The 14223-nt window shown below is 70.3% G+C and carries 10 protein-coding genes; 6 read left to right on the forward strand and 4 right to left on the reverse strand.

Translation table 11 applies throughout. From position 1 onward, the window contains the following. Positions 1–56 precede the first annotated feature (56 nt). The 6 genes from AC0IZS_RS03675 (at position 57) to AC0IZS_RS03700 (ending at position 8369) form a co-directional block, all read left to right on the forward strand. On the forward strand, positions 57–782 hold the full coding sequence (locus AC0IZS_RS03675) for a FadR/GntR family transcriptional regulator (RefSeq protein ID WP_007853081.1): 726 nt from the start codon (positions 57–59) through the stop codon (positions 780–782). Between the two features lie 497 nt (positions 783–1279). Further along, on the forward strand, positions 1280–2380 hold the full coding sequence (locus AC0IZS_RS03680) for a porin (RefSeq protein ID WP_471634405.1): 1101 nt from the start codon (positions 1280–1282) through the stop codon (positions 2378–2380). Between the two features lie 207 nt (positions 2381–2587). Beyond that, the gene (locus AC0IZS_RS03685) at positions 2588–4027 is read left to right on the forward strand and encodes an aldehyde dehydrogenase family protein (RefSeq protein ID WP_471634406.1); all 1440 of its coding nucleotides are present in this window, start codon (positions 2588–2590) and stop codon (positions 4025–4027) included. Positions 4028–4123: 96 nt separating this feature from the next. Then, on the forward strand, positions 4124–4483 hold the full coding sequence (locus tag AC0IZS_RS03690; RefSeq protein WP_471634407.1) for a DUF2946 family protein: 360 nt from the start codon (positions 4124–4126) through the stop codon (positions 4481–4483). A 126-nt stretch (positions 4484–4609) separates the two neighbouring features. Further along, on the forward strand, positions 4610–6820 hold the full coding sequence (locus tag AC0IZS_RS03695; protein WP_471634408.1) for a TonB-dependent receptor: 2211 nt from the start codon (positions 4610–4612) through the stop codon (positions 6818–6820). Between the two features lie 13 nt (positions 6821–6833). Then, on the forward strand, positions 6834–8369 hold the full coding sequence (locus AC0IZS_RS03700) for a PepSY domain-containing protein (protein WP_471634409.1): 1536 nt from the start codon (positions 6834–6836) through the stop codon (positions 8367–8369). A gap of 24 nt (positions 8370–8393) precedes the next feature. Here AC0IZS_RS03700 and AC0IZS_RS03705 read toward each other — a convergent pair whose 3' ends face one another. The 4 genes from AC0IZS_RS03705 to AC0IZS_RS03720 all read right to left on the reverse strand — a co-directional run bounded on the left by AC0IZS_RS03705 (position 8394) and on the right by AC0IZS_RS03720 (position 14153). Beyond that, a complete protein-coding gene (locus AC0IZS_RS03705; RefSeq protein ID WP_471634410.1) occupies positions 8394–9701 on the reverse strand; it encodes a nucleobase:cation symporter-2 family protein in 1308 nt (435 codons plus the stop codon). A gap of 185 nt (positions 9702–9886) precedes the next feature. Next, positions 9887–11278, reverse strand: a complete 1392-nt coding sequence (locus AC0IZS_RS03710; protein ID WP_471634411.1) for an 8-oxoguanine deaminase — start codon at positions 11276–11278, stop codon at positions 9887–9889. A gap of 121 nt (positions 11279–11399) precedes the next feature. Next, positions 11400–12308, reverse strand: a complete 909-nt coding sequence (locus AC0IZS_RS03715) for a LysR family transcriptional regulator (protein ID WP_471634412.1) — start codon at positions 12306–12308, stop codon at positions 11400–11402. A 213-nt stretch (positions 12309–12521) separates the two neighbouring features. Then, entirely contained in the window at positions 12522–14153 is a 1632-nt protein-coding gene (locus AC0IZS_RS03720) for an ABC transporter permease (protein ID WP_471634413.1), read from the reverse strand. Positions 14154–14223: the final 70 nt, after the last annotated feature.

Genomic DNA, 14223 nt, shown 5'->3' on the forward strand with positions numbered 1-14223 from the left:
CGCGAATGCAATGTACTCCCAAGCGCCCCACGATCACATAGGGATAACACCGAGAAATGAACACCGCCATCGCCCTTCGCCGCAAGCCCCGCACCCTGGCCCTGGAGCTGGTTGAATCCCTGGGCGACCGCATCCGCGACGGGCGCCTGGCGCTGGGCGACAAGCTGCCCACGGAGGCGGCGATCATGGCGGAGTTCGAGGTCAGCCGCACCGTGGTGCGTGAGGCGATTTCCAAGCTGCAGGCCTCGGGCCTGGTGGAAACGCGCCACGGCATCGGCACCTTCGTGCTGGGCCTGGGGCAGGCGCCGGGCTTCAAGATCACGCCCGACCAGTTCAGCACGCTGCGCGACGTGATCGCCGTGCTGGAGCTGCGCATCGGCGTGGAGACCGAGGCCGCCGCGCTGGCTGCGCAGCGCCGCACCGACGCCAACATCGCCGCCATGCGCGTGGCGCTGGACGCCGTGACCAAGGCCGTGGACGAAGGGCGCGACGCGGTGGCGTCGGACTTCCAGTTCCACCTGGAGATCGCGCGCGCCACGCAGAACAGCCATTTCGCGGAGCTCATGGGCACGCTGGGCAGCATGATCATCCCGCGTGCGCGGCTCGAGGCCGGCGACAGCCAGAGCGACCTGCGCCAGTACCTGCGGCGCGTGAACGGCGAGCACGAAAGCATCTACGACGCCATCGTCGGCCAGGACCCCGATGGCGCGCGCGCCGCCATGCGCACCCACCTGGCCAACAGCCGCGAGCGCCGCCGCCGCGCCCAGGCAGAGGCCGGCTGATCGCCCGGGGGCCAACGCCCCCTCACCGCCCCCGCAGGCCGTTCCGGCGCCAGCCCGGCAACACGGCCCGGCGGGCCCTGTCCGTATTAACCCGAATCCCCACCCTCGCAATTTGTTGTACGATGACATACAACAAAACACCGCGTTGTGCCCGCCGCCCTGCCCCCAAGGCACCGGCGCACCCCAGCGCACGCCTCATTGCCTGGGAGCCTTCGTCCATGACCTCACCAAAATGCGCGCCGCCGACCGGCATGGGACCTTGTGAGGTCAGACATCTGCCCACCCCGATGGCATTCGCCACCGGGCGCTGAGCACTTCGGCACCCTGCGGCCCCGGGCCGCCCCTTGCACCACGACAGCCCCTGACCGCGCCGAGCCGGCGCGCTGCCCTGCCCTGCCCATCCACCTCCGAGGAGCCCCACCGCCCATTCCATTCCATCCCCGCTTTCATCAACCCTGAAGAAAACAAGAGACGAGAACGAGAGAGAGACAAAAACCATGACGAAGAAGACGCAAATTTCCAACCTGTCACTGGCCGCCTGCGCGGCGCTGCTGGCCGCCGCGCCCGCCGCCCAGGCCCAATCGAGCGTGACGCTGTTCACCCTGGTCGACCTCAACGTCAGCCACTACAGCGCGGGTTCGCGCTCGGGCGGCGGCAGCGTGACGGCCATGAACGATGGCACAACCAACGGCCTGAACGGCTCGCGCTGGGGCATCCGCACCGTGGAGGATCTGGGCGGCGGCCTGAAGGCCGGCGTGCTGCTGGAAAACGGCTTCAACGCCGACAACGGCACCTTTGGCCAGGGCGGCCGGGCTTTCGGGCGCCAGGGCTTCGTGTGGCTGTCGTCTTCCACGGTGGGCGAACTGCGCCTGGGCCGCCAGTACATCCTGGAAGACTCGGTCATGGGCCTGAGCAACCCCTTCACCAACGCCCTCACGCTGAACCCCGGCACCGGCGTGACCAATGCCGGCAAGGCCCTGCCGCTGTGGCTCAACGCCCCGCGTGCCGACAACGTGCTGCAGGTGCAGACCATCAACTACGGCGGCTTCCAGGCAGCGGCCCAGGTGGCCCCCGGCGAGGGTACGGCTGACCGCTTCTACGGCATCAAGCTGAGCTACGGCCAGGGCCCTTTCAACAGCGCGCTGTCGTACGAGTGGAACCGCTCGCGCACCACGGGTGACAACGTGAACAAGTCGCTCACGGTGGCGGCCAACTACAACTTCGGCGTGGTCAAGGTGCTCGGCGGCGTGCAGCGCAACCGCGACCTGGCCACCACCTCGGTGAACGGCGCCTTCACGGGCAACAACCTGACCGTGACCGGCACCAGCACCTTCGCCATGGACCACAGCGACGGCACCACCATCGGCGTGGAGGTGCCCGTGGGCTCCTTCGTGCTGCTGGGCGCCAACTACACGCGCGTGAAGTACGCCAACGCGGCCGGCCAGAACGACACCCTGGGCAAGGTAGCCGTGGGTGCGCGCTATGCGCTGTCCAAGAACACCTTCCTGTATGCGTCGGCCTCGCAATCCACCGGCGGACTCAAGGATTTCATCAGCCAGAAGAGCGTCACGCAGGTCGGCGTGCGCACGGCTTTCTAAGCGCATGTTTACGATCTATCCAGGACCGGATAGGTCGCAAACAAGCTCTGAGCACGCCAGAATGGGTCCCCTGCCACCGCACACCGGCAACCGCTGCACAATGCACTGCTCCGCGCAGGCGCCTTGTTGCTGCGGCCAGGCCCGTGCGGCGGGCCGGCGGCCCATTCGGCACTGTTGCCACCACTTTCCCACTACCTGCACCACACCATGCATGCAAACCTGATTGGCGGAACCTGGACCGACGGCGTCCGCGGCTACCGCAACACCAACCCCTCGGACACCCGCGACGTGATCGGCGACTACGCCGTGGCCAGCCGCGAGCAGGCGCTGGAGGCCGTGTCGGCAGCGCACGCGGCCTTCCCGGCGTGGAGCCTGTCCACCCCGCAGCAGCGCTTTGACGTGCTGGACGCCGTGGGCAACGAGATCATCGCGCGCAAGGCCGAGCTCGGTGACCTGCTGGCCCGCGAAGAAGGCAAGACCCTGCCCGAGGCGATTGGCGAAGTGGGCCGTGCGGCCGCCATCTTCAAGTTCTTCGCCGGCGAGGCGCTGCGCCCCGGCGGCGAGGTGCTGCCCTCGGTGCGCCCCGGCGTGGGCATCGAAATCACGCGCGAGCCCCTGGGCGTGATCGGCATCATCACGCCGTGGAACTTCCCCATCGCCATCCCGGCCTGGAAGATCGCCCCGGCGCTGGCCTATGGCAACTGCGTGGTGTTCAAGCCCGCCGAGGTGGTGCCCGGCTCCGCCTGGGCGCTGGCCGACATCCTGCACCGCGCGGGCCTGCCGGCCGGCGTGTTCAACCTGGTGATGGGCCGCGGCTCGGACGTGGGCCAGGTGCTGCTGGAAGACGATCGCATCGCCGGCGTGAGCTTCACCGGTTCGGTGGGCACGGGCCAGCGCGTGGCGGCGGCCTGCGTGCCGCGCGGCGCCAAGGTGCAGCTCGAAATGGGCGGCAAGAACCCCTTCGTGGTGCTCGACGACGCCGACCTGGCCGTGGCCGTGGGCGCTGCAGTCAACAGCGGCTTCTTCTCCACCGGCCAGCGCTGCACGGCCAGCAGCCGCGTGATCGTGACCGATGGCATCCACGACCGCTTCGTGGCCGCCGTGATCGAGAAGCTGAAGACCCTGAAAGTGGACGACGCGCGCAAGGCCGGCACCGACATCGGCCCCGTGGTGGACGACCGCCAACTGGCTCAGGACCTCGAGTACATCGGCATCGGCCGGCAGGAGGGCGCCAAGCTCGCCTACGGCGGCGAGGCCCTGGAGAAGAACGCCGACGGCGCGCCCGGCTACTACCTGCGCCCGGCCCTGTTCACCGAGACCACGCCCGGCATGCGCATCAACCGCGAAGAGATCTTCGGCCCGGTGGTGAGCGTGCAGCGCGTGAAGAACTACGACGAAGCGCTGGCCCTGGCCAACGACACCCCCTTCGGCCTGGCCAGCGGCATCGCCACCACCAGCCTGAAATACGCCACGCACTTCAAGCGCCACGCCCAGGCCGGCATGGTGATGGTGAACCTGCCCACGGCCGGCGTGGACTACCACGTGCCGTTCGGCGGCCGCAAGAGCAGCAGCTACGGACCGCGCGAGCAGGGCCGCTATGCCGCCGAGTTCTACACCACGGTGAAGACGGCGTATACACAAGCGTGATCCTGCAGGCCTGGTCCATCCAGGCTTGACGCAGATCCCTCGGGCGCCATCGGCGCCCGATTCGCTTTGGGGGGCCAGCAGGCATAATTGCGACCCATGAACGCCCTTCGAACCTTTGCCGCCCTGCGCCTCCTGGTGCTGGCTTGGTTCATGGCGTCCATGGGCGTGGCCATCGCCTCGCCCCTGGTGAACCCGCAGCCCATCGAGGTGATCTGCTCGGGCGCCGGCACCATCAAGCTCCTGGTGCAGACCGACGACGGCACCGTCGAGATGGGCAGCATGGGCATGGACTGCCCGCTGTGCGCCAGCACCGTGGGCGCCCCGCCTTCGGTGCCCACGGCCTTCATCCCCCTGCCGCAGCCACTGGCGCATGCCGTGCAGCCCGTGGAGGCGGCGCGCATTGCCGCCATCACCGCGGCACCGCTGCCCGCGCGCGGGCCCCCCACCGCTCTCTGACCCGACCGCCGCTCGCGCAGGCCCCTGGACGCCAGGGCTGCGTGGCCTTCCTGTCCGTGTTGCGGGCAGTGCGCACCTGCCGCTTGTCTTGCCGCCAGGTGCCGCCGTCCGCCAGAGAGTCCTGCCATGTCCCGTTCCCTTTCGGCCGGTGTTGCCGCACCCGCCCTGTTGTTCCCCCTGTCGCCGCTGCATGCGGCCCTCTTCCTCGTCCTGGTGCCCCTGTGCGCGGCCGCCCAGCAGGCCGCACCCACACTGCAGGCCGTCGAGGTGACCGACGCCGCGCCGCAGCCCAATGGCCGGCTGCAGCTCGACACCCCCGTGGCCACCGGCAGCCGCCTGGGCCTGACGGTGCGCGAGACGCCGGCCTCCGTCACGCTGGTGGACCGCGCCACCATCGACGCGCGCGGCGCGCAGGACACGCAGGAGATCCTGCGCGCCGTGCCCGGCGTCAGCGCGCACAACGCGCCCGGCTCCATGGCCGCGAGCTACCGCGGCTTCACCGCCAACTCGGTGGCGCAGCTGTACAACGGTATCAACCCGCAGTACGGCAGCGCCACGCGCGCGGTGGACAGCTGGATCTACGACCGGGTGGAGGCCATCGGCGGGGCGTCGAGCTTTCTCTACGGCTCGGGCGGCGTGGGCGGCTCGATCAACTACCTGACCAAGACGGCCGAGCGCGGCAACTTCGCCGAAGGCCAGCTGCGGCTGGGCTCTTACGGGCTCAAGGAAGCGTCGGTGGGGCTGAACCGGCAGATCGCAGGTAGCGCCGGCAGCAGCGACGGGGCCGGCCCCGCGCACTTCGCACGCATCGACCTGAACCACCGCGACGCGGGCAGCTGGACCACAGGCACCCAAACCCAGGCCACGCAGCTGGCCACCTCGCTGCTGTCCGACCTGGGCGGTGGCTTCACGCACACCCTGGCCTACGAATACCAGAAGGACCATGTGGACCGGCCCTACTGGGGCACGCCGGTGCTCAACCCGGCCGTGGGCGCGCTGCGCATAGCCCCGGGCACGCGCTTTGCCAACTACAACAGCGCCGACGGCGTGTACGCGCACCGCGCGCAGTGGCTGCGCTCGGTGGCGCAGTGGCGCGTGTCCGACGCGCTGCAGCTGCGCAACACCTTTTATGCCTACGACGCACTGCGCGACTACCGCAATGTGGAGATCTACACCTTCAACCCCGCCAACACGGCCGTGGCGCGCAGCGCGCCCTTCCTGCAGCGCCATGACCAGACGCTGCTGGGCAACCGCATCGAAGGCACGTACCAGGGCCAGCTGGCGGGCCGCAAAAGCGACTGGGCCTTCGGCCTGGACGTGAGCGTGAACAAGCAGACGCGCTTTCCGCAAGGCCCGGCCATGACGGTGAGCACGGTGGACCCGACCCGCTTCACGACCGAAAACTTCTTCGACATCCCAGGCCTGTCACCGGTCTACAGCGCCGACAAGGACAACAAGGCCACCACCACCGCCCTGTACCTGGAGAACCGCACGGCGCTGGTGGCCGGGCTGAACCTGGTCACCGCGCTGCGCCACGAGCGCATCGGCCTGGACCTGGTGAACCGCCGCGCCGTGACGGCCGCCGCGCCCGCCAGCTTCCGCCGCGACTACCACCCCACCACCGGCCGCCTGGGCGTGGTGTGGGACATCGCGCCCGGCGCCAACCTGTATGCCCAGGCCTCGAACGCGGCCGACCCGCCCTCGGGCTCGCTGGCCTCGGCCTCGTTTGCCGACGTGCGCAACAACAGCGAGCTGACCACGGGCCGCCAGGTCGAGGTCGGCAGCAAGTTCGACTTCTGGGACGGCAAGGGCAGCGCCACGGTGGCGGTGTACGAGATCCGGCGCCAGAACATCGCCTCGCAGGACCCGGCCAACCCCAACCTCACGCTGCTGGTCGGCGAGCAGTCCTCGCGCGGCATCGAGCTGTCGGCCGGCCTGCGCCCCAGCGCCCAGTGGCAGCTGCAGGGCAACCTGGCGCTCACGCGCGCACGCTACGAGAACTTCGTGCAGGGCGGTGTGTCCATGGCGGGCAAGGTGCCGGCCCTGGTGCCGCAGGCCGTGGCCAACCTCTGGGTGTCGTACGCCATCACGCCCACCGTCACGGCCAGCGCGGGCCTGCGCCATGTGGGCAAGGTGTACGGCAATGCGGCCAACACGAAATACTGGCCGTCGTACACGCTGCTCGACCTGGGCCTGGGCTGGAAGCTCAGCCCCGCCACCACGCTCACCGCGCGCATCCGCAACGCCACCGACCGCACCTACGCGGCCGAGGTGCGCGACCAGGTCTACCTGGGTGCGCCGCGCACGGCGGACCTGACGCTGCACACCGCGTTCTGACGGGGGCCGCAGCATGCAGCAGCACGCCAAGCGCTGGCTCTACCTCGTACACCGCTGGGCGGGCGTGGTGCTGTGCGCCTTCTTCGCCATGTGGTTCGTCTCGGGCGTGGTGATGATGTACGTGGGCTACCCCAAGCTCACTGCCGCCGAGCGCCTGGAGCACCTGGCGCCGCTGCGCACGGCCGCCATCGCGCTGGAGCCCGCCGATGCGCTGCGCGCCGCGGGCATGGCCGGCAAGCCGCTGGCCGACCTGCGCCTGGCGGTGGCCAGCGGCGGGCGCGCGGTCTACCTGGTGCAGCCCGAGGGCGCGCCCAGGCGCCGGCCGGCCACCGTGGTCGATGCCGCCACCGGCGAGGTGCTGCGCAGCGTGGACGCGGCCCGGGCCACGGCATCGGCCCGGGCCTTTGCCGGCATGCCGGACAGCGCCCCGCGCAACCTGGGCACGCTGGACGAGGACGCCTTCACCCATTCGCGCGCGCTCGATGCGCACCGCCCGCTGCACCGCCTTGCGCTGGGCGATGCGGCGGATACGCAGGTCTATGTGTCGGGCACCACGGGCGAGGTGGTGCGCGACGCCACGCGCAGCGAGCGCGGCTGGAACTACCTGGGCGCCTGGATCCACTGGCTCTACGCCTTTCGCGGCAATGCCTTCGACGGCTGGTGGGCCGACATCGTGAACGGGCTGTCCATCGCGGGCATCGTGCTCACCATCACGGGTACGGTGGTGGGCGTGCTGCGCTGGCGCTTCACGCGGCGCTACAAGAGCGGCTCGCGCTCGCCCTACCGGGGGCTGATGATGCGCTGGCACCATGTCTTCGGCCTGCTGTTCGCCGCCGTCACGCTGACCTGGATCTTTTCCGGCCTGATGTCGATGAACCCCTGGAAGCTTTTCGACAGCGGCGCCCCCGCCCTGCGCAGCCATGCCATGCACGGCGGCCCGCTGGCGCTGCCCGCGCAACCGGCCCGCGTGCAGGCCCTGCTGGCGGCGGCATCGCCCAACACGCGCGAACTGCGCTGGGTGCGCCACGCCGGCCACACGCTGGTGCTGGCGGCCAGCCCCACGGGCGCGCCCGCTGTGCGCGATGCCGCCACGGCCCAGCCCCAGACCCCGGACCCGGCCGAACTGCTGGCCGCTGCCGCGCGCCTGCTGCCCGACCCGGTGGCGCGCACCGAGCTGCTGCGCGGCTACGACCTGCACTACTACAGCCGCGCCGCCCACACCATGACGGGCGGCGGCGACAAGCCTTTGCCCGTGCTGCGCGTGGTGTTTGCCGATGCCCATGCCACCTGGGTCCACATCGACCCGCACACCGGCGCCGTGCTCGACAGGAGCGACAGCCACCGCCGCGCCAGCCGCTGGCTGTTTGCGCTGCTGCACAGCTGGGACTGGGGCCCGCTGCTGGCGCATCGCCCGCTGTGGGATGCGCTGCTCATCGTGCTGAGCCTGGGCGGCGGGGTGCTGAGCGTCACGGGCGTGGTGGTGGGCTGGCGACGGCTGGTGCGGCCGTGGCGCCCCCATGGCGCGCGCAAGTCCAGCGCCGCAGGCTAGCGCGGTCCCGGCGGGGCAAGTCGTTCAAGCAGGCTCGTCTTCCTCGCGCTCGCGCCCCGGCAGCACCAGGTTCAGCACCACGGCCACCAGCGCGCCCACGGTGATGCCCGAGCCGAAGACTTCGCGCACGAAGGCCGGCATGCGCACCAGCAGGTCAGGCCGCACCGTGACGGCCAGGCCGCAGCCCAGCGAGACGGCGATGATGAGGCTGTTGCGGCGCGAGGGCGCGCTGCTGGCGAGCATGCGAATGCCGGCCGAAACGATCATCGCGAACATCATGAGCCCCGCGCCGCCGAGCACTGGCTGCGGAATGGTCACCACCAGCGCGCCCAGCACCGGGAACAGCCCGGCCAGCAGCAGCATCACACCCGTGAGCATCACCACATGGCGGCTGGCCACCCCGGTGAGCGAGACCACGCCCACGTTCTGTGCGAAGGTGGACAGCGGCGGGCTCGACATCACCGCCGCAAAAGCCGAGCCCACGCCGTCGCACAGGATGCCGCTGGCCAGGCGTTTGTTGGGGATGGGGGTCTGCGTGGCAGCGCCCAGGGCCATGAAGGTGCCCGTGGTCTCGACGATGGTGACCAGGAAGGCAATGGACATGGCGATGATGCCCGCGACCGGAAAGGCCATGCCGAAGTGCAGCGGCTGCGGGATGGCGAACACCGGCGCCTCGCGCACCTGGGTGAAGTCGATGAGCCCCAGCGCCAGGCACAGCACATAGCCGCTGGCAATGCCCAGCACCACGGCGCTGGCCGAGACGATGCCCTTGCCCCACTGCACGAAGGCTATGACCAGTGCGAGCACGAAGCCGGCAATCGCCAGGTGGCCCACGGCGCCATAGTCGCTGGCGCCCACGCCGCCGGCCGCCCAGTCCACCGCCACGGGCGTGAGCGACAGGCCGATCATGGTCACGACCACGCTGGTCACGGTGTGCGGAAAGAAGCGCCGTATCAACGGCATGAAGAAGCTGCCCACGATCATCACCAGCGAGCCCACGAGCGATGAGCCCAGGATGCCGGCCACGCCATGCTCCAGCCCCACGCTGATGCCCGCCCCGACGAAAGCGAAGCTGGTGCCCATGACGCAGGGCAGGCGTATGCCCACCGGCCCCACGCCCCGGCACTGGATGATGGTGACGATGCCCGAGCCCAGCAGCGCGGCGTTCACCAGGGCCACGATCTGGTCGGCCGGCAGCTTGAGTGCGCCGCCGATCACCAGGGGCACGGCAATGATGCCGCCCAGCGCCGCCAGCAGGTGCTGCAGCGACAGCAGCACCGCCGTGGCCATCAGGGGTGGGCGGTCTTCCACCCTGTAAAGCAGTTGTTCCATTGTCTTTGTCTCCTTGTCCGTTGGCCTTTGCAAAGGCACTTGTCGTCATGTGAGGAATGCGGTCACTTGGTTGGCGCGTTGCCGTGGCTCCTTGCGTGCGGTGGTGGGCGGCGTGCGCCCAGGGCGAACCCGGCCCGCCCGCGAAAGGGCAGTCCGGTGGTGGGCGGTTGGATGAGGAAAGGAAATCAGTGGCCTGCTGCGGCCCGCTCGAACAGCGTTTGCGCCAGTGCGTTGTGCCGGCCCAGCACCACGGGCAGGTCGGCTGTGAGCAGGCGGCCGCCTTCGATCACCACGCGGCCGTTGATGACGCTGGTGTCGGCATTGGCCGGCGTGCAGAACACCAGGGCCGCCACCGGGTCGTGGCCCGCACCCGCATAGCCGACGGCGGACATGTCGAAGGCCACGAAGTCGGCCGACATGCCGGGCGCCAGCGCGCCGATGTCGTCGCGGTTGAGCACGCGGGCACCGCCCAGCGTGGCGATCTCCAGCGCCTCGCGCGCGCCCATGGTGGCCGGGCCATGGCCCACGCGCTGCAGCAGCAGGGCCTGGCGCGCCTCGCCCAGCATGTGGGCGCCGTCGTTCGACGCACTGCCATCCACGCCCAGACCCACGGGCACGCCGGCATCGCGCATGCTGCGCACGGGCGCAATGCCCGAGGCCAGGCGCATGTTGGAGCAGGGGCAGTGCGCCACACCCGTGCCGGTGCGTGCGAACAGGGCGATGCCCTCGGGGTCGAGCTTCACGCAGTGCGCATGCCACACGTCGCGGCCGACCCAGCCCAAACTCTCGGCGTACTGCGCGGGGGTGAGGCCGAACTGCTCGCGCGAGAAGGCCACGTCGTTGTCGTTCTCGGCCAGGTGGGTGTGCAGCGACACGCCGTGCGCGCGCGCCAGCAGGGCCGACTCGCGCATCAGCTCGCGCGTCACCGAGAACGGCGAGCACGGCGCCAGCACCACGCGCAGCATGGCGTGGCGCGAGGCGTCGTGGTACTGCTGGATCAGGCGCAGGCTGTCGCGCAGGATGGCCTCTTCCTCCTCCACCACCGCATCGGGCGGCAGCCCGCCCTTGCTGCGGCCCAGGCTCATGGAACCGCGCGCCGCATGGAAGCGCATGCCCATCTGCTGCGCGGCGGCGATGGCATCGTCCAGGCGCGCGCCGTTGGGGTACAGGTACAGGTGGTCGCTGGTGGTGGTGCAACCCGAGAGCATGAGCTCGGCCATCGCCGTCTGCGTGGAGACGTGCACCATCTCGGGCGTGAGGTGCGACCACAGCATGTAGAGGTTGTTGAGCCACGAGAACAGCTCCGCATCCTGCGCCGCGGGCACGGCGCGCGTGAGGCTCTGGTACATGTGGTGGTGGGTGTTGACCAGGCCCGGCAGCAGCACCCGGCCGCGCATGTCGAGCACCCGGGCCGTGCCCTCGTCGGCCATGCGGCGGTAGTGCAGCGGCAGCTCGGCCGTGGGGCCCACCCACTGCACGGAGGGGCCATCGGCCACCAGGGCGCCATCACGGATCTCGCGGCGCTGCGCGTCCATGGTGACGAGGACATCGGCGTTCAGGGCTATCAGGGTGGTCATGGGGTGGCTTCTCGTTTTTTCGCAGATTCGATGGCGCCAGTCTAGGAACGGCAATGCATCTGCGATAGCGCCGAATTGCGCCCGGGGTGTCCACAAAATGTGGACACCTGGAAGACCTTGGCTAGCGCGCGGTAGCGAACAGCCGCGCCAGCGCGTCGCCGATGTTGGCCGCCATCAGCTCGGCTGCGGGGCTGAGCTGACCCTTGGCGCGCGCCGCCAGCACCAGGGTCTGGCGCGCGAGGTGGGTGTCGCGCAGCGGCACGAAGACCAGGGCGTTGCGGGCGCGCTCTTCCATCACGTCCAGCGGGTTGAGCAGGGCGATGCCCTCGCCCAGCACCACCAGGCGCAGGATCAGTGCCATCGAGGTCGATTCGGCCACGGGCGTGACCTTGATGGCGTTGCGCTCGAAGGCCTCGTCGAGCAGTGTGCGGATGGTCAGTTGCGGCGCCGGCAGGATCAGCGCGTGGCCGATGCAGTCGCTGAGCAGCACGGACGACTGGCGTGCCAGCGCATGCTTGGGCGGCACCACGGCGCCGATGGGCCATTCGCTGGCCGACAGGGTGCGCAGCGCGGCTTTCAGCGACAGGTCGTAGCCCAGGCCCAGCTCGGCATCGCCACGCTCCACGGCGGCCGGGATCTCGGCAATCGGCAGGTCGATGACGCGCACCGCGATGCCTGGGTAGCGCTGGCGAAAATCGTGCACCAGCGAGGGCAGCAGCGAGCCCGCCAGCCCCGCCGTGGTGGCCACCGTGATCTCGCCACGGCGCTCGTCCTTGAACTCCGCAATGCGCTCGCGCAACGCCGCATGCTCACGCAGGGTGCTGCGCACATGGGCCAGCACCATCTCGCCCAGCGGCGTCAGGCGCAGCCGGTTGTGGATGCGGTCGAACAGCGGCGCACCCAGCTCTGCCTCCAGGTCGAGGATCTGCCGGTTGACTGCCGTGGGCGCCACGTGCAGGTGCTCGGCCGCCTTGCGGATGGAACCGCGGCGGACCACTTCGTCGAGGTAGCGGAGAACGCGGGCGTGCATGCGCGCAGGTTACCCGGTTTGCCGCCAAGTGCTGCGACCAGCGGACTGCTAGGAGCGTGCGCGGCAGAAGGCATCGAAGCGAAACGTCCGAAAACCGAGGATCGCTGGGTAGTACCGACAAGCCCAGGGTGGCCCCCTGGGCGCCGGAGGTGATACCCGGCGAGACCGGTTTGTCGGGCGTTGCAGCCGATGCTCCTTCTGCCGCGCACGCTCCTAGCGCTTGCTCGACCTCAGCGTGCGGCTGAGCAATATCACCGGCACCAGCCCCACCGCTACCAGGGCCAGCGAGGGCAGTGCGGCCTCGCCCAGGCGCTCGTCACGGGCCAACTGGTAGGCCACCACGGCCAGGGTGTCGCTGTTGAAGGGGCGCAGCACCATGGTGGCGGGCAGCTCCTTCATCACGTCCACGAAGACCAGCAGCGCGGCGGCGGCGGTGGAGCGCTTGAGCAAGGGCCAGTGCACACGCGCCAGCAGGCCGGCGCTGCCCGTGCCCAGCATGCGCGCCGAGTCGTCCAGGCTTTGCGGAATGCGCGCGTACCCGCTTTGCATGGACTGCAGCGCCACGGCGCAAAAGCGCACCAGGTAGGCCCAGACGATGCCCACGGCCGTGGCCGTGACCAAGGCACCCACGCCCCACTGTGGCACAGCCGCCTGCAGCCAGCCCACGGGCAGCAGCAGGCCCACGACGATGACGGCGCCGGGCACGGCATAACCCAGGCTGACCAGTTGCACCACGCCCCGGGTCACGGCATCGGCGCTGCGGCGCACGGCGAAAGCCAGGGACAGGGCCACCACCACGGCCAGCGCGGCGGTGATGCCGCCCAGCCGCACGCTGTTCCAGGCCCACTCGATGAAGCGCCCCCAGGGCAGCACCGACCAGTCGGCCGCCAGCGGCCGCAGCATGAAGACCACCGGGGCCACGAAGCCCATGAGCACTGGCACACTGCACACGGCCCAGGCCAGCACCCGGCGCCCGCCGCGCAGCGCCAGGGGCTGGGCCTCGGCCGAGCCGGCGCGGCCCAGGCCGCCGGCAAAGCGCATGCGCTTCTGGGCCCGCTGCTCCAGGTGCAGCAGGGCCATCACCACCACCAGCAGCATGGTGGCCAGTTGGGCGGCGGCGAGCCGGTTGTCCATGGATAGCCAGGCCTTGTAGATACCGGTGGTGAAGGTCTGGATGCCAAAGTAGCTGGCCACGCCGAAGTCGGCCAGCGTTTCCATCAGCACCAGGGCCACTCCGGCGGCCACGGCCGGGCGCGCCAGCGGCAGCGCCACGGCGCGGATGCGCCGGGGCAGCGGCGCACCGAGCAGGCGCGCGGCCTCCATCAGGTGGGCGGCGCGCTCGCCCAGCGCCGTGCGCGCCAGCAGGTAGACATAGGGGTACAGCGAGAAGATGAACACCCAGACCGCGCCGCCCAGACTGCGCACCTCGGGCAGCAGCCGGCCTTCAAGCCCGAAGGTGGCGCGCAGCCCCACCTGAAGGGGGCCGCTGAACTGCAGGAAGTCGGTGTAGGCGTAGGCCGTGACATAGGCCGGCATGGCCAGGGGCAGCAGCAGCAGCCACTCGAAGGTGCGCCGGCCCGGGAAGTCGAACAGCGTCACCGCCGCGGCCGCCGCCGTGCCTACGGTGGCCGCGCCGAGCGCCACCAGCAGGCTCAGCCACAGCGTGGTCCACACATAGCCGGGCAGCACGGTGGACGCCATCTCGCGCAGGATGGGGCCGGCCAGCGCATCGGTCTGCCCGAACGGCAGCCACGAAGCCAGCACCGCCAGCACGGGCAGAACCAGGATGCCGGCGAGCAGGACCAGGGGGATGGTGTGGAAGAAGCGAAACGGTGTGCGGCGCAAGGCAAAAGGGCTCGGCAAAGGGGTCAGGGCATGCCGGCCCCGCGCCCGGGGCAGCAGGGAAGTTCGGAAA

This window comes from Acidovorax sp. AC410 (genome assembly GCF_979253235.1).